Below are 23780 nucleotides of genomic sequence, written 5' to 3'. Positions count from 1 at the left end.
CTCCATCAATTACAGTAGTTGACGGAATACTGTCCGTATTTTATCAACAAAGAAACAAAACGATTTTTTTCGTCTTGTACTTCGTTGATAATAACTATTCTATATATATAGTAATTTAATACCCGAAAAGTGTGTACCCAAACTTATCGTGTGCATTGAACTAAATATAAAAAAATATGTCAATCTGTCTATACTTCCAAACTTTTTAAAATTTGAATTGCTTACTTTATAACGTTTTCAAGTGCCATCCCGCGAGAGCCTTTTACTAAAACGATGGAGTTTAAAGTAGTATAGGTTTTTAAAGTAACTCGAATCGGTTCATAGTCTTTTTCTGACCAAATCACATGAGTGTCCGCAAACTTATGTTGCAACTTTTCATACAACCATTTCATTCTCGGACCATATAAACAGACGCCTGAGAAATCTTGTGACTTGATTTGATCAGCCAATTCTTCATGATAAATTTGCTCATCATCACCTAGCTCCAACATATCACCGAGTACAAGCCATTTATCTGGTCGAATGGTTGTTTCACAAATGAAAGTGATTGCAGCCTTCATTGATGTCGGAGCAGCATTATACGCATCATTAATAAATAACGAACCATTTTCTGCATGTATTACTTGCATGCGCATATCTGTTAGTGACGATTTTTTCAAAGAGTCGTGAATCTGTTTGTTGGTTAAGCCTGCTTTTTGTGCAATTAAAATAGCGACTAATGCATTTTTAACTTGATGCTTTCCTAAAACAGGAATCATAAAATGATCTTCAATTAATCCCTTCACATCAAATTCACTACCATTTTCCGTAGCTTGAATCGATTGCGCGTAAACGTCATTTGAACTGTTAGCACCAAATGAAATTGTTTTAATAGTAGAAGTTACATTCTCGAGGTTGAATTGTTGGATGAATGGATTAAGTAGGGGTTCATCTCCATCATAAAATAAACAACCTCCCTCTTGTAAGCCTGCAACGATTTCAAACTTGGCCTTTACAATTCCATCTCGAGACCCCAAGTCTTGCATATGCGCTTCCCCAATGTTTGTAATAGCAACGTAATGTGGTTCTGCTAGAGTGGATAAAAACTCGATTTCTCCATAACCACTCATCCCCATTTCAAGCACTGCAAATTCAGTATCTTCATCTAAAGACAAAATGGTAATGGGTAAGCCTAAATTATTATTAAAATTACCTGCTGTTTTTTGAACGCGGAAATAAGGAGCGAGAACACCCGCTACTAAATCCTTTGTAGAAGTCTTGCCATTTGAACCTGTAATTCCGATGAACGTCGCTCGATGTTCTTTGCGATATGAACGAGCCATTTGTTGCAGAGCCTTTTCACTGTCTTCAACAAAAAGAATTGGCACATTTCTCGGGGGATTCGGCTCATCTTGTTGCCAAAGAGTAGCAGACGCTCCTTTTTCAAAGGCCTGGTCTACATATTGGTGACCATTTACTTTATCTCCTTTAAAGGGGATAAACAAGTCACCAGGTTGAATGGTTTTTGTATTGATTGAGACACCACTTACCATTACATCTGATGTTTCTAACGTATCTATGTTTAGCCATTTGGCAATTGTTCGTAGTGATTTTTTCAAAAATATTCACACTCAATCCATTGTATAATGTAGTTGTTGTTTTTCTGCGTGACGTTCAATAGCTAATTCAATCAGTTGATCAATCAATTCTGAGTAGTTTACGCCCGTGTGCTGCCATAGCAATGGGAACATGCTAGTTGGTGTAAAACCAGGTAAAGTATTCACTTCATTAATAACGACTTCATCATCATCTGTTACAAAGAAGTCTGCTCGAACAAGACCTGAACAATCCAATACTTTAAATGCTTTAATTGCGTGGTCTATTAGTGTTGCTTTTACTTCTTGTGAAACATCTGCTGGGATAATCATTGCAGTATTCCCATCTTTATATTTTGCTTGATAATCATAAAAAGCTTTCAACGGTTTGATTTCGCCAGGAACAGAACATTTTGGGGTATCGTTTCCGAGTACGCCCATTTCAATTTCACGTGCTTTAATGCCTTGTTCAATAATAATTTTCCGATCATATTTTAACGCCAAATCTACCGCTTCAATTAACTCTTCACGATTGGCTGCCTGGCTAATACCGACACTCGAACCTAAGTTTGCCGGTTTAACAAATACGGGCCAAGCAAGTTCTGTTTCTATCTTCCCAAGCCAGTAGCTTTGGTCTTTTTTCCATTCATTTCGAATGAAATGAACGAATGGTACTTGCTTCAATCCTGCAATGGCAAAAAGTTGTTTCATCACTACTTTATCCATACCAGCTGAAGAAGCTAATACGCCATTACCGATGTATGGAAGATTTAATACTTCAAGTAATCCTTGAACTGTACCGTCTTCCCCATTTGGTCCGTGTAGAAGTGGGAATATTACATCTAACGAATTGTCATCTTCACCTGTTCCTTGAGTAGACGGCAGAAAGCTTGAAATGTTATTAGGTAAGCTTTGATTGTTTTCTTTACCAAATTGCAATTGATCTATTGCTTCTACCGGCGCTAGTAATTGCGCACCCTTACGCCATTCACCTTCTTGTGTAATAAATATTGGAAATACATCATAATCATCGAAATTTAATGCTTGGGTAACTGCACGAGCTGTTGATAATGACACTTCATGTTCTGCAGATTTACCACCATACAATAAACCAATTCTTTTCTTCATTAGATTACCTCCATGTATTAGATACTCTTATTTTATCATGAACCTTGTTTACCCATGACAAATATAAAAAAAACAATCCCTTGCACATATCTTTGCAAGGAATTGTTTAAAATCGGATCGTTTTGTCCGGACTCTGTTTAATAACTGTAGTTAATTCGTCCCAAATTTCATCAGGGTATATAGATTCTGGTAAAAAACGAATTTCTAGATCGTAAGTTAATTTTGTTTTTTCTACTTTATATAATGAAAGAAGTACCCCTTCTTTCAACATAGGTTTGTGTGAAATTAATTGAGCCATTGTTAGCTCAGGAAACCTTTCTTTTTGTTTTCGACGCCAAAAAGGTGCCCCATTTTCTTTATTTCGTACCACTTGATTTAGTATATTGACAACTAATTGGAATGAATCATCTAGTTCACGGAAATATATTTTTGTTATACTTTCATCTTCATTAGACAAGTAAACAAAACGATTTTGGAGTTGATAATAAAAAGGTGATCGAATGGACTCTTTTTTATGACCAATATACAATAATTCTGCCTGCTCTTGAGGTGATAACATATTGAGTCTACGTTCATCCGTAAAATCAATCCATCTTAAATCTGTTGGATTATCCATAAATTCTTTTGTAAATGAAAAAACTTCTTCATCTGGAACGAATTCTAATTGAGTGTGTATGTTAAACGAACTGTCTTTATATTCATGCTTCAATAATAATAAATTTTGCAAAGGGCCTGCATTTTGAACAAATTGATACATTGTTATTCCGCTAAACAATACGAAATGACCAACTTCGTTCATATGTATATAAATATGGTGAAGAAAATCTTCTGTGTCACGCACTTTTTTCACCATGATCAACACTCCATTCTCCCTCTTATTATATGCTCACTTGGTGAAGAATGAAACATTTGAGCTTGTTTTTCGTTAGTAAATACTGTACAAGCATTTATAAGCAGTTTACGTTATAATCAAAAGGTTATATAACTTTAAAACAGGAATTCAGGTGACAACCGTGGAAAATAATAAAAAGTTTGCAGACCGTTTCGATTGGACGCTAGCTTTTATAGTATTACTACTCTTTATAGTGAGTTTGTTCGCAATTTCATCTGCCCAAACATCTGGGCAATATCCAATTAACTTTATTCCTCGTCAAGTGCTTTGGTATATTGTTGGTGCTTTAATTATTGGTTTTGCCATGTTATTTGAACCAGAACAGTATAAAAAGATGTCTTGGATTTTCTATGGTTTTGGTATTCTTGTATTAATTGCGCTAGTTTTAGCCCCTGGCGGTCAAGGACAGATTGCTGAAATACGCGGGGGTGCTAAAAGTTGGTTTCATTTACCAGGTGTTGGGAGCATTCAACCATCAGAGTTTATGAAAACAATATTTATACTAACAATGGCGCGCATGATAAGTGAGCATCACGAGAAATTTGTAATTAAAACAGTAAAGACAGATGTACTTCTTCTCGGGAAAATCATTAGTACTGTATTAGTTCCATTACTATTTATTATGCAACAACCAGATTTAGGTACAGCTCTTGTTTTTCTTGCCATTACCGCAGCCATGATTATTGTCGGTGGGGTAACTTGGAAGTTAATTGTTCCAATTTTTGCAGGTACGGCAGTTTTAGGTGGTTTCATCTTATGGATGGCCGTCTTTATGCAAGAATTCTTATCAGATAAATTTGGTTTTAAAGCCTATCAATTTGGTCGTGTTTATTCTTGGTTAGACCCTTATTCATTCTCCACATTTGAAGGCTATAATTTAATTAAGGCTATGACTGCTATTGGCTCTGGAGAAATTACCGGAAAAGGATATCAAGGACGAGAAGTGTACGTTCCTGAGAATCATACCGACTTTATTTTCACAGTTATTGGCGAAGAATATGGTTTTATTGGGGCAAGTATTGTTGTCAGTTTATTTTTCTTACTGATTTATCATTTAACCAAAATTACCCTACAATTAAAAGATCCTTTTAGTACATATGTATGTGCTGGAATCATCGCTATGATCACGTTCCATGTATTCCAAAACATTGGAATGACGATTCAACTGTTACCGATTACCGGTATCCCCCTACCTTTTATTAGTTATGGAGGAAGTTCGTTAATGGGGAATATGCTCGCACTTGGATTAGTTTTCAGCATGAAATTCCATCACCGAACGTATATGTTCGGTTCAAGTCAAGATGACTAACTATTAAATTTTGAAAGCGTAACTCTAGATCGACTCCGGTGTAGGAAAGATGAAAGGCGTATATTTCGTCTTTCTGACCTCTGAATGGGACCACGCTCTTGGCGCTTTTAGCTAGACAACACTTAAAGGCATAGAAGTCCACTTCGCAAAAGAATACGCTACTATGCGTATTCTTTTTTTGCATAAAAAAACACCAACTTCACAGTAGGTGTCTAAAATGTATGTTCTATGTTGTGGAATTACTCAGTGAGATTGTGGAGCTTGAGTCGGTGATGCGAGCGCTTTTAACATTTCAAGACGAGATTTTGTCAGAGTAACTGTTACACCTAACTTCGAAAAATTTGAAACGATTCTTCTCAAGTCAACTTGTTTTGTCATATAATGCACCTCTATCTTCCTCTAGTTTTAGGACGTTCTCATTCACTAAAAGTTTCAACTTTTTTTATAAGATTTTATTTTTATTTAATACACATACTATACCACGTTTATCCAGTTTTAAATCTTTCAATATTGTTACATATTTTAATCAATTGTAAATCATACTAAACAATATTGAAGGAGGTGTTTTCGTGAAAATTAAAGACATTATGTCACGTGATATTGTAACCTGCACACCCACAGATTTGATTTCAGAAATTGCTCAGAGCATGCGAGCTTTGGACATTGGCTGTATGCCAGTAGTAGATGGACCACGTATTATTGGTATGATTACAGATCGTGACATTGTAACGAGATCTGTAGCTGAAGATGGACAACGTTTTGTAAAAGATGTAATGACACAGGATGTAATTTCGGTGGGTCCCGAATCTTCTTCTGAAGAAGCAGCTGAAATTATGGCGCAACATCGTATAAGAAGATTACCGGTGATTAAAAATGATTCCCTTATTGGTTTTGTAGCTTTAGCTGATTTATCAATTCCAAGTGAAACGGTTCATGATGCTGCACAAGCTTTACACGAAATTTCAAAACCAGGGCACCTTTAATAAATTCCTCCAAACTTTTATTGAGTTTGGGGGTGTTTTTATTCAATTCATTTTACACAGTACGGAGTTTTTCATCCTACATGACACCTAAAAAATGATAATCCAAGATAAAGAACTAGCACATTTACCTACTCGCAATTAGGGAAAATTCCTGGTGTTTTATATATGATATTATTACCAAATATCCTTTAAATCAATCAATCTTAAATAGGTTACAGAATTTTGTTTTAATTGGTTAGTTATTGTTTTCAAAAAACCAGATATAACTAAAGATGCCTTTAGTAGAAATAAAGTAAGCAAAAATGATTAAGGAGGAGGCTAAATAATGGTTGATCGTGTAACGATAAAAGTGGATGGAATGACATGTGAACATTGTGTAAAAGCAATCGAAAATAGTGTTACAGCAATTTCAGGTGTGGATTATGTTCATGTTCATTTAGAAACTGGTACAGTTAATGTTGAATTTAACAAAGACGTAGCAGAAGTTCAGCAATTTACTAACACGATTGAAGAGCAAGGATACACAATCGGACAATAATACACGGCAATTTTACAGTTACATAAGTACATTAACCCCGCAGTTTTAATTCTGCGGGGTTTTTTATTATCAGTTGTTGTTTGAATAGGTAATTCCGAGTAAAATGAACTAAACGTATTGAGAATAGAAAGCGGGTTCTTTTTAAATGAAGAAAGCCATTTTGTTATTAATGTCTGTTCAATTTTTTGTATATTTAGGTTTTGGAATCATTATTCCCATTTTGCCAGAAGTAATCTTAGAACAAGGGTATAGCGAAGTTCATGTTGGCGGTTTATTAACGATTTATGCTTTAGCTTCTTTCTTTACTGCTCCACTATGGGGTGCATTATCAGATCGGACAGGCAGAAAAAAGTTAATACTGATTGGTTTGCTAGGTTTCAGCATGAGTTTTGTGCTTTTTGCTAGCTTTATTGAAGTACTTCCTATGTTATATGTATCACGAATTGTTGGCGGAATTTTTTCTGGCGCACTGTACACTGCTGTAACTGGATTTGTAGCAGATATGACTACTGAAGAAGAACGCAATAAATATATGGGATTACTCGGCATGTCAATTGGACTCGGCTTTATCTTCGGCCCTGCGATTGGTGGCTTACTTGGTACCATAACATTGCAACTTCCGTTTATTGTTTCAGCCATATTAACTCTTCTATTAGTGGTATATGCGAGTCTTATTTTAAAAGAACCTGAGTCTAGAGCTGACGCTCGAAAACGCGCTATTGTACCAAAGGGCGCTAAGACACTTTGGCTATACCGTATTCGTTATTTGTTCTTGTTTTCGTTTATGGTGACTTTTTTATTAGCAGGGTTAGAAGCTACATTTCAATTATTCCAAATCAATAAAATAGCTATTACTCCCCTTCAACTTGGCTATTTATTTATGGCAAGTGGATTAGTGGATGCTATTGTACAAGGCGGTATCGTTCGACGTGTGAAAAATGGTCAGGAAACGAAATGGATTATTGGTGCCCAAGTTGTGACCGCTATTGGGTTACTGTTAATGCTATTTACTGGTAGCTTACTATGGGCAGGATTTGCACTGAGCGTCTTTACAGCTGGTAATGCCCTTGCACGAACGGTATTAGTGTCTCTTACAACAAAAGAATCTGGCGGCATGTATGGCACTGCAGCTGGCATGACGTATTCAATGGATAATATGGGACGGATTATCGGCCCCCTTCTGTTCACATGGATTTTCACAGTTCAACCAGACAAGGTCTATGTATTATCTAGCGTGCTCGCTATTTTATCAATTAGCCTCATCATTCTATTCCGTAAATCTAACCATTCGTTAAAAAATGAAAATCCAGCTCCCTCATAATCTGAGAGGCTGGATTTTTTTACAAGATCAGAAATCATAAAACTATAGAGTGCCAAGAACCCCGTTTTCATGGGGTTTTCAAGCATATGAGACTAACATTTTAAAATCGGATTTCTTTGGTGTTACTTTCGTTAAACCGATTAATATGACTGCGTGATTTCCTTTACGCATGATCCATCTTGAATTTTCAGTGGAAATAAATTATGTTCAGAATGATATATTCTTGATTAGTAATCCTATCTAAAAATATGGGTACTTTCATGTTAGAAGACGATTCATATTTATTATTAAAATCATATTGTAATAACTATTGATTTTTAAAAGGTGAATGATTGTAGTGAAAGGCGACGACTCCAGTGGGATAAGCGAGACAGACGAAACACCGCAGGAAGCGAATTGAGCAAAAGCAATTTTCTCAATTCGTTTGCGACGAAGCTAGCGAAGCGATGCAGGATCACCGGTTTTCAAGCGACGAGGAGTCTTGGCGTTCGCCTGTTCGCCTGTAACGGAAATCTCTAGTTATAAATAGAAGGTTGTTCTATTAAGGACCGGGCGCACTTTGCCCGGTTTTTCTTACTCGGGTAAAACTGCAGGTGATACACTATTTGTTTCGGGAGATTTTTCTACAATCTCTGGATGTGCTTTGCGAATAATGGACGGACGTAAGAAATAAAGAACGGTGGCTAGTAACAAGAGGCCACATGTTAACATGATCCACTGTGGTGAGAATGCATCAAATAGAAAGCCGAACAACACCATACCCAGTGGCATTAACCCCATTGAAATAGTCTCGAGAAATCCAAAAACGCGTCCTTTGAATGCTTCATCAATTGTTTGTTGAAAAAGCACAAGCATTGGAGTGTTTATTAAAATAATAGTTAAACCTAATAGCAACATTAACGTTAAATAAAAGCCTACCATAATGTTATAGGACATCGGAACAAATAACGGAATAGTAGTTGCACTAAATAGAATGCTATTAGCGATCAAACTCCATTTAGATATTTGCAAAGGGAAACGGAATTGCTTTCGTATCGATAAAAGAAAGGACATCAGGAGCATGCCAACTGAAAAAGCTCCTTCAGTAAAACCAAAATGTGCCGATTTAATTTCAAGTTTATCAATAAGCATGAACGCAAAACCAACTTGGAATGCCGCAAATAAGAAATTCAATAGCAGCGAAACCCAAATAACAATAGACAGGATTTGATGCTTCCTTATATACGTAATTCCGGCTTTCATATTCTGAAGCATAGATTCCTTTACTTCAGTAACTGTCTTTTCGATTAGTTTCGTATACAATCTGAAATTCATAGTGGCTTCTAGCCCAACTGCAAGGACATAAGCAAAGAGGTGAACTAACAAGAAAGCCTCAAGTGACACTAAGCCATACATCAAGCCCCCAGCTGCGGGTCCTCCAATTGTGGCAATCGAAACCGACATTTGGTTATAAGACATCGCTTTTTGAATACGATCTTCATCAATCAAATTAGAAATGGCTGAAGTAAAGGTCACTCCAGAAAAAGAAGAAGTGATTGACAGTATGACAGTTGTAACGTATATCGCTGTCAATGTGATTCCCGAAGTCAACGTAACAATCACTAATCCGCCCATCGCGAGTATACTTACTATCTGGGCAAGTATGACAATCATTTTTTTAGAGTATTTATCTGCAGCATACCCAGCAAAAGGTCCGATAATTGTACGGGGCAAGATGCTGCAAATTAGATTAGTCGCAAAACTAGTCGCAGAACCGGTAAACGATAAAATATAGAAACTTATACCGAACGTGTAGACACTGGCACCGAACGTGGAAATCAATTTACTGATAGTAAATGTCCATAAATGCTGTGTTGCTTTTTTTAATTTTAATGTTGCATCCATTTGATCAATCCCCTATTGTTTAATTTAATTAAACAAATAATATCACAGACAAACTTCCCTTGCAAGTAAAAGTTTAATATAATTAAACTAATTAGAAAAGGAGCGTTATTAAATGGATTCAATCGGACTACGCATAAAACATTTGCGAAAAGAACAAAAACTGACATTAGAAGCACTAGCCGGAAAAAAACTAACAAAAGGCATGTTAAGTTTAATTGAAAATGGAAAGGCGAAGCCTTCTATGGAAAGTTTATCTTATATCGCACAACAATTAGGTGTTGAATCCTCGGAGTTAATGGAAGATGTCAGCCAAGCGGAGAAAAGAAATGTGTTAGAAAGAGTGGAGAAACTCTACAAAGTTGAATTCTCTGAATTAACCAATGAATATAAACAAATAATTGATCTCATCAGCCCAATTGTAGACAAACTAACTCTTAGTTATGAATCTGCTCGTTTACTCGAGATATATAGTAGGTGCAGTCACCATTTATATCTTGATGGCTGGGAAGTTCACTATAACCAGGCAATGGAACTTTATGAACAATTACATTTATATAATCAAAGTGCTTCTCTTGCGTTATTTAAAGGTATGATTTTATATAATCAACATAGATATGATGAAGCATTAGCCATTGTATTAGAAGAACATGCTCGTTTTAGTTCACCTACTATTAAACTAGATGCAATGACCACTCTGGACTATATGTATGCGGAATTGATTTTGTATTCGGCCGTTGGTAATAATGAACTAACACGATTAAAAATGAATGAAGCTATGCAGTTTTCTAAGGAAGAACGTATTTTTTATCGGATTGATGACTTGTATCGTTTAGCTTGTTATCAAAGTATTATTAATGAAAATGAAGAGGACCGAGTTTACTATTTACAAAAGATCAGACAGTATGGTGAGTTTGCAGAAAATAAATCATCCCTCTCCATTGCGGCTATGTTAGATGCTCACTTTTATAATTCTTTTTTACATGATTACCAAAAAGCATTCGAGAGTGCAGAGCTTTTCTTAGAACTATCAATTGAAGTTGACAGTGAAAAAATTAAAAAAGACGTCAGGAATCAATATCTCTTGGAAAAAGGTAAAGCTCTATTTGGGTTGGGTTCAGTAAAAGAAGCCTTGGCACTACTTGAAGATTACATCGTTCCTTCTTATCTCCATCACCCCTACGATTTATCGATATCTTATGAGGTTCATGCCTACCGAGCGCTTTGTTATTCACGTCTCGGAGAAATCGACGAGGCACTCCGTGAAGCTAAAGTAGGATCCGTATTAATTTCATCAATGCCGGACTCCCCTTATAAGTTGTTTATTAATCAAACCCTTGAACAAATTCAAAAAAGCAGTGACTCAATTTGAGTTCACTGCTTTTCATATTCTACATAATTCCTTAGCCATAAGCGGAATTTTTCAAATGACTCTTCAAACTCAGGCTGGATAAGTGACAGTTGAACCCATTGTCTTGCTTTCAAATAAGCACTTTGATCATGTAAATCAAATCCAGAAAGTCTAGCGTCTTTCGCCATATGCTTATTTACTGGAGGTACTTTTAACGTGACGATCATTGGGTAACTTTGCTTGGTTAAAAATTCAAACTCGCCATTTTGTTCAGCGAGTAAAAGCTTGTCGTAGCGTTCATTTAAAACGTTATATCGTGCGTTGTTATCGTAAGCTTTTAATGCAATTTCTACACTTTCCAACAATTGAGATGAATACGTGTACGGTATTTCCCCATTCGCATAGCAGCCTAAATCAATATACATAGGAATTGAGGGCGATACGTCGATGAGATGATTTGAAAAAACCATAGCGAAACCCGACATCGTGCCAATCGCTTTCCCACTGACACCAGTTGCTAAGTAAACCTCTTTTAAATTGATTGGAACTGCACCAAATGAACTCACACAATCCATGCAAACTTGAATTTTCTGTTCTTTACAAAGTCCTAGAATGTCTTCAACATTATTTAGCATACCCGTCGATGTTTCTCCATGTGCTAGTAAAACCCATCCGTATAAACCTGACTGTAGTACTCGTTTCAAATCGGAAACTATGAAAGGATTGCCCCACTCTACTTCTAGCGTTTCATATTCCAAGTTCCACTTTAATGCTTGTCTTCTAAGGCGTTCCCCAAATGCACCATTGATCAACACCAGCCCTTTGTCAGGAAGTCGGCTAATTTGAGCAATCATTGCTTCATTTGCAAGTGTCCCGCTCCCCGCTAACAAATGGACTTGTGATGCGCCTGTCAACTTTAATAGCTGAGTCTGCACACGTTTGAAACGTTCAGTAAACTCATAAGACCTATGGGATATAGGAGACCGCTGAAATGGTTTTTTAAGTTCTGAACTCAATTCATTCGGACCAGGATAAAAGGTATGTCTTTTATGTTGAAAACGCGCAGCTATTGATTGTTCATAACGTTCTTTTGTCAAAAACATCGGAATAAAAGCGGCTTCCTCACTTCCAACAGGTTCTGCAAACGCTTGAAATCCAAGTTGACTATACAGTTTTAATTCACGCACAGTCCCAGAAATAACGGCTGCTCCGTATCCCTTTTCGTACGCGTAGTCTGCTAATGCACGTGCTAACATAAAAAAGACACGCCCATTGCGATGTTCTTTTCGTACTGACAGCAATCGTATCTCGCACAACTTTCCAGTTAATGCTTCAATAGGCAGAACTTTTTCTACTGGCCCTATTTTACGGTCTAGCGAAAAAGGTCGTGTGTCTCGAAGTGCAATCATACCTACCAGTTGATGCTCCTTCAAGACTATTAAATAGGTATTTTCTTGATGAAAAGCATCCGTACGTCTACCTGTTTCATCTTTTTCATGCTGAGGAATTTCTTCTACAAATGTCTCGTAGTTCAATTTCGCAATGTCAGCATATTCACGTTCACTCCTTGCAATTTTGCACCAATACATATTTGCACCCACAATCATTTATTAACTAGTACATACCTTGTTTTGCTTTAGTTCCATTCTCTCACAAAGCATCTGTTTGAGCTTACAAAAAAATAGGTAAACTACTAACAGGAAAAACAATCAAATATATAGGAAACTTAATTCCCTTCTTTATTAGGTTTCTGTAAGCTATACTTATTTACAATTAAACGACGTTACGTAATACAGGAGGGACTAAATGTTTGAAAATTTACTTAGTTTCGGATTTTCTTCAATTATAATATTAAATATATTTTTAGCCATTTTTTTAATATTTTTAGAACGTCGAGATGCTTCTGCAACATGGGCTTGGTTAATGATACTATTTTTCATCCCAGTGATTGGATTTATTGTTTACTTGCTTTTAGGTCGACAGTTACGTCAGAAACATTTATTTCGTTGGGAAGGTCGGAGCCAAATTGGCATAGATAACTTAATAGATTATCAAATAGAAGCAATTGAAGCTGGCACTTTTGAATTTCGACTTTCCGACTCCCTCGTGTATAAAGATATGATCTACATGCATTTACGTAACAATCACGCTGTATTAACTCAAGATAATGCCGTGACCATTTTTAATGACGGTGAAAAGAAATTTTCGGCTTTACTAGAAGATTTGGATCGTGCGAAAGATCATATTCATATCCAATACTACATTTTTCGATTAGATAGACTTGGTACTCGTATTTATGATGTCTTAGTTAGAAAAGCCAAACAAGGTGTTAAAGTTCGTTTACTCTTTGATGATATGGGTTCACGAGGTGTGAAAAAGAACGATTTTCAAGAACTGACCGACTCTGGGGGAGACGTAGAAACGTTTTTCCCTTCGATCATGCCTCTTGTGAATCCACGATTAAATTTCCGTAATCACCGTAAAATCGTCGTTGTAGATGGACGCATTGGTTATATAGGTGGGTTTAACGTAGGAGATGAATATTTAGGATTGGATCAAAAATTTGGTTATTGGCGTGATACACATTTACGCTTAGAAGGAAGTGCAGTCCACCCCCTTCAAACACGATTTATTTTAGATTGGAATCAAGCTTCAAAGGATTATGAAATTGAATACTCTGATCGTTATTTCCCTGCTATTCCTCTAAAAGGTTCTGTTGGTATACAAATTGTTTCAAGTGGTCCAGATTCTGAATGGGAACAAATAAAAAATGGTTATTTAAAACTAATTAACATGGCCAAAAAATATATATATATTCAAACACCCTATTTTATTCCGGATGCTAGCTTTATGGATTCCCTTCGCATAGCTTGCTTATCAGGAATTGACGTGCGTATTATGATTCCAAATAAACCTGATCATATGTTTGTTTACTGGGCTACTTATTCTTATGTGGGTAACCTTCTCAAAGCTGGTGCAAAAGTCTATATTTATGAAAATGGCTTCCTACATACGAAGATGGTTGTAGTAGATGATGAAGCATCAACTGTTGGAACCGCAAATATTGATTTACGAAGTTTTAAATTGAATTTCGAAGTAAACGCTTTTATTTATGATCGAGAAACATCCCATCAATTAGCTGAGTTGTTCGAACAAGACATGCTTTTATCGACAGAGCTTACTATGGCATTGTATAAAGAAAGATCACGTATTATCAAAATGAAAGAGTCCCTATCAAGACTTTTGTCTCCCGTTCTTTAAAATGACATTTCTATTAAAGCATGAAGGTGATTATACTCTTCATGCCTTTTTGTGCATTTCAATCAATAGTTTAAACATTTATGCATTTGTGAAAATCAGCATTTCTTAGGAACTCGATCAGTTTTATGCTATTATTATTATTTACAATGTACACAAATAGGAAGAGGTTCGCAAACTCCCTCTATAAAAAACTAAGGTGAAAACTGTCGCGTTCTACAGTTTTTTTGTGCTGTAATAGACTCAATTCAGTTCATTCAATTGTAATACACCCGTGTTTACAAGGACTATTACAGGATGGAATCACCTGCCATGGAGATGCCGAATTCTCATTCTTCAAAAGGGGAAATGAGTAATGAAACAAGATAAAGCAGTTGTCGTATTTAGTGGAGGACAAGATAGTACAACTTGTCTGTTATGGGCTTTAACACAGTATCAAGAAGTGTATACAGTCACCTTTGACTACGGTCAACGTCATATAGAAGAAATTACATGTGCAGAAGAAATAGCAAAAGAATTAAACGTTCCCTTTAAAGTACTGGACATGAAATTAATTAACCAATTAGCAGCAAATGCTTTAACTAGAAGTGATATTGCTGTAACAGAAGGAACGAGTGAAGAGTTACCTTCTACTTTTGTCCCAGGAAGAAACCATTTATTCCTTTCCTTTGCTGCAGTTTATGCACAATCAATTGGTGCTCGTCATATTATCACCGGCGTTTGTGAAACTGATTTTAGTGGATATCCAGATTGCCGTGATGTATTCGTAAAAGCACTTAATGTATCCATTAACTTAGCAATGGATTCTTCACTAGAATTTCAAACCCCTTTAATGTGGTTAAACAAAGCTGAAACATGGAAAATGGCAGACGATTTAGATGCATTAGATTTCGTTCGTACACGTACACTAACGTGTTATGAAGGTATTCGTGGAGATGGCTGTGGTAAATGTCCATCTTGTGTATTACGACAAAACGGGTTAACCACTTACCTTGAAGAAAAACAAGGAAGTGGAGCGAAATGATTCAACAATTCTATCCACAAACACCTCATACGTATCGATTCGAATTAAATAAAGATATGCATTTGTCTGCAGCGCATTTCATTCCTCATGATGACGCTGGAAACTGTCAATATTTGCATGGTCATACGTATTTTATAAACATTACAATTGCTGGTGATCAATTAGATGAAATGGGCTTTCTCATAGATTTTAAGATAATTAAAAACCTAGTCCACAAAAGATATGATCATACAGTTCTTAATAACCACGAAGAATTTGAAGATAAGTTTCCAACTACCGAACAAGTGGCTGAAGAAATTTGGAAAACAATTCAAAATAACTTGAAGACACTTGTACATGAACCAAAATGTATACAAGTTCTAGTTCGAGAAACTCCTACTAGCTATGTTGTTTATCGTCCAAGAGCGGAGGATCTGTTATGAAGATACCCGTGATGGAGATATTTGGTCCTACTATTCAAGGTGAAGGTATGGTCATCGGGCAAAAGACGATGTTTGTTCGTACTGGTGGTTGTGACTACTCTTGTTCATGGTGCGACTCGAAATTCACTTGGGATGGCTCTGGAAAAAGCACAGCGATGAAAGCGGAAGAAATTATTAGCTCTTTAAAAGACATTGGTGGAGAGGCTTTTTCTCATATCACCATTTCTGGAGGTAATCCGGCTCTTCATAAAGGATTAGGTGAATTAATCAATCAGTGTCACGAACAAGGTTGGAAAGTAGCGGTTGAGACGCAAGGATCTTATTGGCAAGATTGGTTACTGGATATTGACGATGTAACCATTTCCCCAAAACCACCGAGTTCTTTAATGACAACGGATTTTAATAAGCTCGATACATTTATGCACAATTTAAAAGTTGCCAATGCAAGCTTAAAAGTTGTCGTCTTCAATGATGAGGATTTCACCTATGCAGAGGTGATTCATCAACGTTATCCTACTGTTCCTTTCTTCTTGCAAGTTGGAAACGATGACGTCTTAACTATTGATGATCAAGCTTTGGTTTCATTATTATTAAAACGCTTCGAATGGTTAATTGATCGTTCTATGAAGTCTACCATCATGAATGATGCGAAAGTATTACCTCAATTACACGCATTAATTTGGGGAAATAAACGTGGTGTTTAACAAGGAGGAACCAAAGATGACTGGTCGTCAAAAAGAAGACTTACAAGGAATTAATTTATTAGGTAACCAAAATGTACAATATGACTTTTCATATAATCCTGGCGTTTTGGAATCATTTGAAAACAAACATCCATATCGAGACTATTTTGTGAAGTTTAATTGTCCAGAGTTCACTTCTTTATGTCCGATTACGAGTCAACCCGATTTCGCTACGATATATATTAGTTATATACCTGAAATTAACATGGTTGAAAGTAAGTCTCTTAAATTATACTTATTTAGTTTTAGAAATCATGGGGATTTCCATGAAGATTGCATGAATATCATTCTAAATGATTTAATTAAACTGATGGAACCGCGCTACATCGAAGTTTGGGGGAAATTCACGCCACGTGGTGGCATTAGTATTGACCCTTATACAAACTACGGAAAACCTGGCACAAAATATGAAGAGATGGCAACACATCGCATGATGAATCACGATATGTATCCTGAAACCATTAATAATCGGTAATCAACACACATTTGATTACGCAATCCTTTCATATGAATAATCAGGATAAAGTTGAGTCTCTTGACCCTGTTTCTCAATGAATTAAATAAAAACGAAGAGGAAGAGGAAAGTGACGTTTGAACTGAGCCCTTATTAACGGACAGTTTAATAAAAAGGTACCTGTAATTTATGTTGCGATTAGATGACTTCGGTATTGTGCCGGAGTCATCTTTTTTAAGTCCCATTGTTTACGTGTTGTATTGTAATGCATCATATAGTCATCAATCATACACTTCAGGTCTACCAAACTCACTGCTTCCTTGTAATCTACATCATCCTTAAAATGGCCAAAGAATGACTCCATAGGGGCATTGTCTATACAATTTCCACGACGTGACATGGATTGAACTAGACCCATTTCTTTCACAAGTTCTTGAAAATCTGGATGTGTGTAATGGAATCCTTGATCTGAGTGGATCATCGCTTCTGGATGAATATTTCCTCCTAATGATGCTTCTAATTTAGCAAGAGTACGAAAAACAATTCGCATACTTAAACTAGTTGAAAGCTCATAAGCCATAATCTCACGTGTGGCAACGTCTTTAACACATGATAGGTAAGCGGTTTGACCACTTCCATACGGAAGGTATGTGATGTCAGTCAAAAGCACTTTGCCTGGTTCGTCTTGTTTGAATTGTCTATTCAGTCGATTCGGAATTTTTCGGTGCGCATGAGTAGCTTTCGCACAATTTTTATAAGGGTTTGCTCGTCTTATCTTAGCGAATAGATTGAACCTACGCATCAAACGAAGAATCTTTTTATGATTCATGGGCGTTACTAGTAAATCTTCAAGAGCCATGTAAAACCCGCGGTAGCCGATTTTCCCCCTTTTGGCATCATAAATGCTTTTCAATAGTAAATAGTCTTGATAATCTTGTTCTTCACGAATCGCACGACTCTCAATATTTTCGATCCACTCATAATAACCACTTCGGCTAACATCGGCCATTTTACAAAGATGAGAAACCATATTCTTCAGCTGATACTTTCGAATGACATGATTTATGACTTCGTATTTCTCATGTGATTCTAGAACTATTTCTTCACCTTCCCTTCTAGTTCTTCTAGCTTTTTTAGTAGCTCCAGCTCGGCCTCAAGGTATTTGATCCGCGCTTCTGCCTTCTCTAACTGCTTTTCTGCAGATACGTCTTTAGTAGAAGGTCGACCGGTACTAGCTTTTCCGCGGCGCTCCTCCTGAAAACCCAATTCTCCATGAGTGTTAAATATTTTTCTCCAACGAGCTACTGATAATTGAATCTTATTGGTTCCAATAACCTCAAGGTCAAATCCATTTTCAGTAAAGATTTGAACAGGCCCTTTTCCAGCCAAATTTTCTTTTACTGCACGAACTTTGAAGTCATAAGTGTATTGGATTGTACGATCAGACACAGAGGTCACATTAGGATTTGACTCAATTTGTCTTACTTGATGTTCATTGAATATAATTTTGCTCATCTGAAAAGCTCCCGTCCATAATAGATATCTTCAAGTATAACGGGTCTATGAATAGAAAAAACCCCGGATAGGGTCACTTTTTTTAAAGTGTCCATTATTCGGGGTTCAGTTCAGTTATCACTTTCCTCTTCCTCTTCGTTTTTTAACAGACCAGAATGTCTAATACTTTTCTCATAGTCCACACTCAGTTAATTACACGTATCAATTACAATTCTAAATATTCTTCTAGCGTTTGTTTGTGCATATACATATCTGTTGCTGCCTCAACACCGACATAGCGGTAATGCCAAGACTCATGCATATAGCCTGTAATTTCTTCTTTACCTAAGGGATAACGTAAGGTAAAGCCATAGAAATGTGCATTTTGTGCAACCCACACCCCAGCGGGCGTTTCACCAAACGATACAGAAGCCCAGTGTTGTTCAAAGTTTTTCTCTCCGATATCGAATGCTAACCCGGTTTGATGCTCAGAATAACCAGGGCGTGCGCTATATTGGTCTGCAATTTGTTGTCCATCTTTTTCAACATACTGATTATATAAAACTTCTTGTCGCTCAAATGAACGAAATGTACTAAATGCCATAAGATCAAAGCCATCAAGTTTTGCAGCTGCAGCCATTTGATTGAATCCTGCACGGGCATTTGGATCCTCGCCTATATTATAGTCTGTTGGTAAAGGATATCTTTTATTAACTACTAAAAATCCATCAATAATCGTGGCAGATGTCGGGTGTTTTTGATTTGGAATATACATATTATTTGCTGGTTTCTCTACTGGCGGTGATGGGCTTTCTTTTGGCTCATCAGGAGATTCATCCGGCGTTTCAATTTCCTTTGGTTTCTCATTTGGAACAGGATTTTGATCTTCTTCATCCGTAGTTTCACCTGTTGATTTATCTTGCGTATCAGAAATAATTTGCGTTGGTTCATCTGCCTGTGTTGCTATATTTAGTGCAGATAAGCTTTTATCAAGATCCCAGTTGTGTAATCCTATCCAAGTCACAGGTACAATGATGAGAATACTAGCAATTATTATGCTGACCACGATTGGCCATTTTTTTTTGTCAGTTTTATTGAATCGTAATTTACGAGATTGCATGAGTTGCCTTCTTTCATTTAACGTACTCTCATTTTACCATTAGTTTGTTATAAGATGACACTGATCCTTATTTTTCGCTATAATAAGTTAGACATTCGCTATAGATTCGAGGTTCAATAATGATAAATTCTCAAAAATGGTTATCTATAAACTTCTTCGCGTTCTTCTTTACATGGGGCGTTTTTCTTCCTTACTGGACTGGATGGTTAACAACTGAAAAAGGTCTCTCCGTTTTTCAGGCAAGCATCATTATGGGTTCAGGAATGCTAGCACGCGCTTTTTCAACATTTGTGTTATTTCCCGCCGCCACTAAACTGTTTGCTATTCGAAAGGTTTTGATATGGACAGCATTGTTGGCCTTCCTTATTATGGCTTTATACATTATAGCTGACTCATTTATTCCCTTACTCGCCATTACCATTGTATTTAGTATTGTCTATCCAGTTTTACTACCTGCCATGGAGAGTAGCGCTTCAGTATTAATGAAATCAGATCGTATTCATTATGGAAAAAGCCGATCTTTCGGATCTGCTGGTTTTACGTTTGGTTTACTATTAATCGGAGCAGCAACAGCCATATGGAGTGAAAAAGCAATCTTATGGATAATGTTAGTTGGACTGGCTTTAATGTGGTATTTATATACTCGTCCTTCTCCAGCAATTCTAATGATACAACCAGAACAGACTAAAAAGAGTCAAAAAAAATCAGATCTTAAACGTTTACTATCTTCTAAACCATTTGTAATTGTACTCATATTAGCCATTCTACTTCAAGGGGCTCATGCTTCTTATTATAATTTTGGGTATATTTATTTGCAGGATCTTGGTGTGAATAGTTTATATATTGGATTTATATTAAATGTAGCTATTATGTTGGAGATTTTATTCTTCGCACGTGCTGATTTACTTTTCTCGAAAACAAAAGTATCAACTATGTTTTTAATTGCAGGAACTGGTTCTACTTTGCGATGGATTCTAATTTTTCTATTTCCAACGATTTGGATTTTTGTATTAACACAATTGTTACACGCTGTTTCATTCGGCGTCGCCCATTATGCTTTTATTCAATTTATCTCTAAACGTTTATCTCATAATGAAATACCTGCAGCTCAAGGTATGTATGCAGCTTTTGCGATGAGTTTAAGTACAGCAGTTCTAACTTTTGCTGGTGGTTATTTGTACGAGATTAGTCCTGGCCTTGCTTTTCTTGGTATGAGCTTATTTTCATTTCCAGCTATAGTTCTTGTATTACTGACTAGAAAAAAATTCTCCTACTAAAGTTCTATTTTAAATATTACGGTCATAAACAATGATTTTGTCTCGAATAAATAGATAGATAGCTGAATATGAATGAAAGAAAATAACAATACATACTTCTTTCTTATCATTTAGGAAAATCGAGACAGGAGTGTACCTAAATGTCACGAATCTCTAAATTTGACGTCCTTTTATTAATGCAACAATTAGATGAAATTTTAGAAAATCGTAAAAAAGATAGAACGAATGAAAATAATAAAAAAACAAGTAACCGTTAATGGTTACTTGTTTTTTATTTTATATTGCGAAAGTTCCTCTTTCACTTCAAAGGTGGTGGTTAGTTCAATTTATAACACCACATGCAATTCGATCTCCTGAATTTCCAGAAGGATCAGTTACGTAATCGTCTGCATTTTCATGAATAATTATTGAACTTCCATCCTTATCAAGTAAGGAATTTGGCTTTCCTTTTTCAAGAGTTACATTCGGAGTTGTAATTTCTAAGTCTACTTCTCCATCTTTTTTCACTTTCAAGTTTGGAAGGTCGCCGCCGTGATAACCTTTAGGATTATAAAAGCCATGTTGCTTTTTAGTGGGATTGAAATGACCACCTGCTGTTTTAAAATCAGGATGTTCGCATTTCCCTACTTCATGGAAATGAATCGCTTTTTCGCCCGGTTCTAATCCTTTTAGTTGCAATAAAATTCTCACTCCTGTATCTGTTTCTGTTAATTCTGCTATTCCTATTCCCTTACCAGTAGAATCCACAATTGTCGTTTCAAGCGAATATTCAACTTGACCACTAACTGGAAATAACTCTTTTTGTTGACTACAGCCTGTTACCATTAATATGACACACACTATCATCATCCATTTCTTCACAAAAAAAACCTCCATGAAAATGATTTCTCATTAACATGATGGCTTAAATTTGGTCATTTATACCTTAAACAATAATTACCAAAAGAACGACAATAAACATGGCTGCAAAGAAAATAGACATCCATTTCATCCATTTAGATTCACGTTCATATCCCTTTTCTTTAAAGCTAATCGCTCGAAAGCCATTAGTTAAAGCAAATAACGCGGTCATAAACAACACAGCAATATATAAATCTCCTTTAATAATAAAGATCAATGCTGCTATACTTACGGATGCTATTAGTAGTCCAGCAATCCACTTTCGATTCATCTTTGTCGCTCCTTTTAAAAAAGTCGGTGCTAAAAACGCACCGACTTTCTGTTATTTTTTTTCTGTTGTTTTTTCTGTTGTTTCTTCTATTGATGTTTCTCCAGTACCTTCTAATGCTATTTCTGGATGATTGGAATAAAACTTACGTCCTAGGTAAGTTTGGAATATCAATAACAAACCACCAATTGTCCAGTAAAGTGGGAGAGCCGACATAGATGTAAACGAAACGAACATAATCATGATAGGGGAAATGTAAATAAACATTTTCATCTGTTGTTTTTGTTGCTCAGGTACGGTCCATAGAGAAACTTTCGCTTGTAAGAAATATACTGCCCCCGCGATAAGCGTCATTATTACATCCGGAGACCCAAGACTATACCACAAAAATTGATGACTTTTCACATCTGGTGAATATAATATCGCAAAATAAAGACCCATAATGATTGGCATTTGAATAACCATTGGTAAACAACCCATGTTTAAAGGATTGACATTATGTTTACGGTAGAGCCCCATCATTTCTTTTTGCAATATCGTTTGCTCTTCTTTATCTTTGGATGCTTTTATTTTCTTTTGAATTTCATCCATTTCAGGCTTCATTGAGTCCATTTTGAGCTTCATGCCTTGTTGCGTTTTATAGTTACGAAGCATTAAAGGCATTAACACAACTCGGATCAAAACCGTAATTGCGATAATGGCTAAGCCGAAACTTCCATTAAATAAATCCCCAAAAAAAGTAAGTAAAAAATCGAAAGGTTTTACAAGAATATTGTAGAAATAACCTTCCTTATTTTCAACACCCGAACATCCACTTAGCACAACAGCAGCCATAACTAGCATTAACATTAATCCGATTTTCTTCTTCATTAAATTCACCTTCATCTTTTAAACTATAGAAATGTATTTCTTAACTACCTACTACTTTTCAATTCGATAAAAATATTTCTACTATAAACTTTATACTTTTTTAAGTCCATAGAAAAGTATACCTTATATACCTACTACTTTTCAAATCCATAAAAAAAGAGCCATAATATACGACTCTTTTAAACTGTTGTAGATAGTCCAAAACGAAAATATTTATGTTCCTTTTGATCACGAAATTGTTTAGGCGTAACTTCCGTATACTTCTTAAATATACGGGTGAAATAGCTCTGATTACAGAAATGATATTGTTTTGAAATGGCTAAAATGCTTTTATTTGTGTGACGTAAGTAGTATTGTGATTCTTCTACACGTCTGACATTTAAATATTCAACAAGTGTAATACCTACATGTTCACGGAAAATTCGTGATAAATGGCTCGTACTGACTTGAAAATACTTTGCAATTTCTTCTACTGAAAGTTCAGTTTCCACTTCGTCATTAATATATAAAATTACTTTATTTACAGTTCGATGACTAAATGTTGGTTGTTTTCTTTCAGAAATAACCGAGACAAAGAAATCGATTAAATCATCTGCAAATTGTAAAAAAGAGGCATCATTTAAGTGATTATCAACCATATCAATACAAGCAGTATTAAAAGCAAATGTTTTTTTAAATGGTACTTGATTTTCATACAATTTTCTTGCCATGATGGATGACAAAATAATAAAGTAGTGTTTTACTGCGCGAATTGTTCGCTTCCCTGCTCTTAATGAAATTTGTTCTATAAGAAGCTGTAGTGTTTTCTTTGCTTGATCCTTTTCTACCTGTTGAATTTGATATAAAAGTTTGTTTTCTAATTCAAAGAAATCTTCTAAGCCCTCCAACTGAGTGAATATTTCAATCTCAGTTATATACTTTTTGGATATAGAATCACTATCTAATAATTGATTTAGTTTCAAAAAACTCACCA

23 protein-coding genes and 1 riboswitch are annotated in these 23780 nt (G+C 35.9%); of the genes, 11 read left to right on the top strand and 12 right to left on the bottom strand.

Annotated features, from left to right (window positions below):
* Window positions 1-221: 221 nt before the first annotated feature.
* The 3 genes from E2636_RS02145 to E2636_RS02135 form a co-directional block, all read right to left on the bottom strand.
* Window positions 222-1598, bottom strand: a complete 1377-nt coding sequence (locus E2636_RS02145; RefSeq protein ID WP_134208599.1) for a UDP-N-acetylmuramoyl-tripeptide--D-alanyl-D-alanine ligase — start codon at window positions 1596-1598, stop codon at window positions 222-224.
* 12 nt (window positions 1599-1610) lie between these two features.
* Complete coding sequence (locus E2636_RS02140; protein WP_134208597.1) at window positions 1611-2702, bottom strand: D-alanine--D-alanine ligase; 1092 nt, start codon at window positions 2700-2702, stop codon at window positions 1611-1613.
* 106 nt (window positions 2703-2808) lie between these two features.
* Window positions 2809-3555, bottom strand: coding sequence for a hypothetical protein (locus E2636_RS02135; protein WP_134208595.1), 747 nt, complete (start codon window positions 3553-3555; stop codon window positions 2809-2811).
* A 160-nt stretch (window positions 3556-3715) separates the two neighbouring features.
* On the opposite strand from E2636_RS02135, the gene E2636_RS02130 reads away from it, so the two are divergent.
* Complete coding sequence (locus tag E2636_RS02130; RefSeq protein WP_134208593.1) at window positions 3716-4903, top strand: FtsW/RodA/SpoVE family cell cycle protein; 1188 nt, start codon at window positions 3716-3718, stop codon at window positions 4901-4903.
* Between the two features lie 243 nt (window positions 4904-5146).
* Here E2636_RS02130 and E2636_RS19525 read toward each other — a convergent pair whose 3' ends face one another.
* Window positions 5147-5281 (bottom strand): Lmo0850 family protein, encoded by a 135-nt coding sequence (locus tag E2636_RS19525; protein ID WP_017380735.1) that lies wholly within the window; start codon window positions 5279-5281, stop codon window positions 5147-5149.
* A gap of 191 nt (window positions 5282-5472) precedes the next feature.
* Between E2636_RS19525 and E2636_RS02125 the strand changes: the two genes are divergently transcribed.
* The 3 genes from E2636_RS02125 (at window position 5473) to E2636_RS02115 (ending at window position 7745) form a co-directional block, all read left to right on the top strand.
* Window positions 5473-5886, top strand: a complete 414-nt coding sequence (locus E2636_RS02125) for a CBS domain-containing protein (protein ID WP_134208591.1) — start codon at window positions 5473-5475, stop codon at window positions 5884-5886.
* A 325-nt stretch (window positions 5887-6211) separates the two neighbouring features.
* Complete coding sequence (gene copZ / locus E2636_RS02120; protein WP_134208589.1) at window positions 6212-6424, top strand: copper chaperone CopZ; 213 nt, start codon at window positions 6212-6214, stop codon at window positions 6422-6424.
* Window positions 6425-6569: 145 nt separating this feature from the next.
* On the top strand, window positions 6570-7745 hold the full coding sequence (locus tag E2636_RS02115) for an MFS transporter (protein WP_134208586.1): 1176 nt from the start codon (window positions 6570-6572) through the stop codon (window positions 7743-7745).
* A gap of 573 nt (window positions 7746-8318) precedes the next feature.
* Here E2636_RS02115 and E2636_RS02110 read toward each other — a convergent pair.
* On the bottom strand, window positions 8319-9629 hold the full coding sequence (locus E2636_RS02110; protein ID WP_134208584.1) for an MFS transporter: 1311 nt from the start codon (window positions 9627-9629) through the stop codon (window positions 8319-8321).
* Window positions 9630-9741: 112 nt separating this feature from the next.
* Between E2636_RS02110 and E2636_RS02105 the strand changes: the two genes are divergently transcribed.
* A complete protein-coding gene (locus E2636_RS02105) occupies window positions 9742-10998 on the top strand; it encodes a helix-turn-helix domain-containing protein (RefSeq protein WP_134208581.1) in 1257 nt (418 codons plus the stop codon).
* Between the two features lie 2 nt (window positions 10999-11000).
* Here the strand turns inward: E2636_RS02105 and E2636_RS02100 are convergent, their stop codons facing one another.
* The gene (locus tag E2636_RS02100; protein WP_243840714.1) at window positions 11001-12584 is read right to left on the bottom strand and encodes a GNAT family N-acetyltransferase; all 1584 of its coding nucleotides are present in this window, start codon (window positions 12582-12584) and stop codon (window positions 11001-11003) included.
* 199 nt (window positions 12585-12783) lie between these two features.
* Here E2636_RS02100 and cls point away from each other — a divergent pair, with 199 nt between their 5' ends.
* From cls to queF, 5 genes are all read left to right on the top strand, one after another.
* Window positions 12784-14238, top strand: coding sequence for a cardiolipin synthase (cls, locus tag E2636_RS02095; RefSeq protein ID WP_134208577.1), 1455 nt, complete (start codon window positions 12784-12786; stop codon window positions 14236-14238).
* Window positions 14239-14395: 157 nt separating this feature from the next.
* Window positions 14396-14439: riboswitch (PreQ1 riboswitch) on the top strand.
* 151 nt (window positions 14440-14590) lie between these two features.
* Window positions 14591-15259, top strand: coding sequence for a 7-cyano-7-deazaguanine synthase QueC (gene queC, locus E2636_RS02090; protein ID WP_134208575.1), 669 nt, complete (start codon window positions 14591-14593; stop codon window positions 15257-15259).
* Window positions 15256-15681: a 6-carboxytetrahydropterin synthase QueD gene (gene queD, locus E2636_RS02085; RefSeq protein WP_134208573.1), complete on the top strand. Its 426-nt coding sequence runs from the start codon at window positions 15256-15258 to the stop codon at window positions 15679-15681. The genes queC and queD overlap by 4 nt, the downstream gene beginning before the upstream one ends.
* Window positions 15678-16385 (top strand): 7-carboxy-7-deazaguanine synthase QueE, encoded by a 708-nt coding sequence (gene queE / locus E2636_RS02080; RefSeq protein ID WP_134208570.1) that lies wholly within the window; start codon window positions 15678-15680, stop codon window positions 16383-16385. The genes queD and queE overlap by 4 nt, the downstream gene beginning before the upstream one ends.
* A gap of 16 nt (window positions 16386-16401) precedes the next feature.
* On the top strand, window positions 16402-16899 hold the full coding sequence (queF, locus tag E2636_RS02075; protein ID WP_134208568.1) for a preQ(1) synthase: 498 nt from the start codon (window positions 16402-16404) through the stop codon (window positions 16897-16899).
* Window positions 16900-17065: 166 nt separating this feature from the next.
* Here the strand turns inward: queF and E2636_RS02070 are convergent.
* A protein-coding gene (locus tag E2636_RS02070; protein WP_134208566.1) for an IS3 family transposase occupies window positions 17066-18393 on the bottom strand; the annotation gives its coding sequence in 2 pieces (ribosomal slippage) (window positions 17066-18015 and window positions 18015-18393; 1329 coding nt in all).
* A 205-nt stretch (window positions 18394-18598) separates the two neighbouring features.
* Window positions 18599-19492 (bottom strand): M15 family metallopeptidase, encoded by an 894-nt coding sequence (locus tag E2636_RS02065; protein WP_134208564.1) that lies wholly within the window; start codon window positions 19490-19492, stop codon window positions 18599-18601.
* 119 nt (window positions 19493-19611) lie between these two features.
* Here E2636_RS02065 and E2636_RS02060 point away from each other — a divergent pair, with 119 nt between their 5' ends.
* Window positions 19612-20769 carry an MFS transporter gene (locus E2636_RS02060; RefSeq protein ID WP_134208562.1) on the top strand — a complete coding sequence of 386 codons (1158 nt, stop codon included), beginning with the start codon at window positions 19612-19614 and terminating at the stop codon, window positions 20767-20769.
* Between the two features lie 321 nt (window positions 20770-21090).
* Here the strand turns inward: E2636_RS02060 and E2636_RS02055 are convergent, their stop codons facing one another.
* The 4 genes from E2636_RS02055 to E2636_RS02040 form a co-directional block, all read right to left on the bottom strand.
* Complete coding sequence (locus E2636_RS02055; protein ID WP_134208560.1) at window positions 21091-21630, bottom strand: superoxide dismutase family protein; 540 nt, start codon at window positions 21628-21630, stop codon at window positions 21091-21093.
* A 64-nt stretch (window positions 21631-21694) separates the two neighbouring features.
* A complete protein-coding gene (locus tag E2636_RS02050) occupies window positions 21695-21940 on the bottom strand; it encodes a hypothetical protein (protein WP_134208558.1) in 246 nt (81 codons plus the stop codon).
* A 51-nt stretch (window positions 21941-21991) separates the two neighbouring features.
* Window positions 21992-22807: a membrane protein insertase YidC gene (gene yidC, locus E2636_RS02045; protein WP_134208555.1), complete on the bottom strand. Its 816-nt coding sequence runs from the start codon at window positions 22805-22807 to the stop codon at window positions 21992-21994.
* A gap of 179 nt (window positions 22808-22986) precedes the next feature.
* On the bottom strand, window positions 22987-23769 hold the full coding sequence (locus E2636_RS02040) for an AraC family transcriptional regulator (RefSeq protein WP_407670275.1): 783 nt from the start codon (window positions 23767-23769) through the stop codon (window positions 22987-22989).
* Window positions 23770-23780 lie beyond the last annotated feature (11 nt).

It is taken from the genome of Paenisporosarcina antarctica (genome assembly GCF_004367585.1).
Lineage (GTDB): Bacteria > Bacillota > Bacilli > Bacillales_A > Planococcaceae > Paenisporosarcina > Paenisporosarcina antarctica.
Note: the sequence above shows the minus strand (reverse complement) of the source record. Positions and strands in the feature narration are given on the sequence as shown.

What these genes read in the sequence shown, in the direction of transcription:
- E2636_RS02140 (WP_134208597.1), bottom strand. Translation starts at nt 2,702, where the DNA reads ATGAAGAAAAGAATTGGTTTATTGTATGGTGGTAAATCTGCAGAACAT.
- E2636_RS02135 (WP_134208595.1), bottom strand. Translation starts at nt 3,555, where the DNA reads ATGGTGAAAAAAGTGCGTGACACAGAAGATTTTCTTCACCATATTTAT.
- E2636_RS19525 (WP_017380735.1), bottom strand. Translation starts at nt 5,281, where the DNA reads ATGACAAAACAAGTTGACTTGAGAAGAATCGTTTCAAATTTTTCGAAG.
- copZ (WP_134208589.1), top strand. Translation starts at nt 6,212, where the DNA reads ATGGTTGATCGTGTAACGATAAAAGTGGATGGAATGACATGTGAACAT.
- E2636_RS02115 (WP_134208586.1), top strand. Translation starts at nt 6,570, where the DNA reads ATGAAGAAAGCCATTTTGTTATTAATGTCTGTTCAATTTTTTGTATAT.
- E2636_RS02110 (WP_134208584.1), bottom strand. Translation starts at nt 9,629, where the DNA reads ATGGATGCAACATTAAAATTAAAAAAAGCAACACAGCATTTATGGACA.
- E2636_RS02105 (WP_134208581.1), top strand. Translation starts at nt 9,742, where the DNA reads ATGGATTCAATCGGACTACGCATAAAACATTTGCGAAAAGAACAAAAA.
- E2636_RS02100 (WP_243840714.1), bottom strand. Translation starts at nt 12,584, where the DNA reads ATGATTGTGGGTGCAAATATGTATTGGTGCAAAATTGCAAGGAGTGAA.
- cls (WP_134208577.1), top strand. Translation starts at nt 12,784, where the DNA reads ATGTTTGAAAATTTACTTAGTTTCGGATTTTCTTCAATTATAATATTA.
- queC (WP_134208575.1), top strand. Translation starts at nt 14,591, where the DNA reads ATGAAACAAGATAAAGCAGTTGTCGTATTTAGTGGAGGACAAGATAGT.
- queD (WP_134208573.1), top strand. Translation starts at nt 15,256, where the DNA reads ATGATTCAACAATTCTATCCACAAACACCTCATACGTATCGATTCGAA.
- queE (WP_134208570.1), top strand. Translation starts at nt 15,678, where the DNA reads ATGAAGATACCCGTGATGGAGATATTTGGTCCTACTATTCAAGGTGAA.
- queF (WP_134208568.1), top strand. Translation starts at nt 16,402, where the DNA reads ATGACTGGTCGTCAAAAAGAAGACTTACAAGGAATTAATTTATTAGGT.
- E2636_RS02065 (WP_134208564.1), bottom strand. Translation starts at nt 19,492, where the DNA reads ATGCAATCTCGTAAATTACGATTCAATAAAACTGACAAAAAAAAATGG.
- E2636_RS02060 (WP_134208562.1), top strand. Translation starts at nt 19,612, where the DNA reads ATGATAAATTCTCAAAAATGGTTATCTATAAACTTCTTCGCGTTCTTC.
- E2636_RS02050 (WP_134208558.1), bottom strand. Translation starts at nt 21,940, where the DNA reads ATGAATCGAAAGTGGATTGCTGGACTACTAATAGCATCCGTAAGTATA.
- yidC (WP_134208555.1), bottom strand. Translation starts at nt 22,807, where the DNA reads ATGAAGAAGAAAATCGGATTAATGTTAATGCTAGTTATGGCTGCTGTT.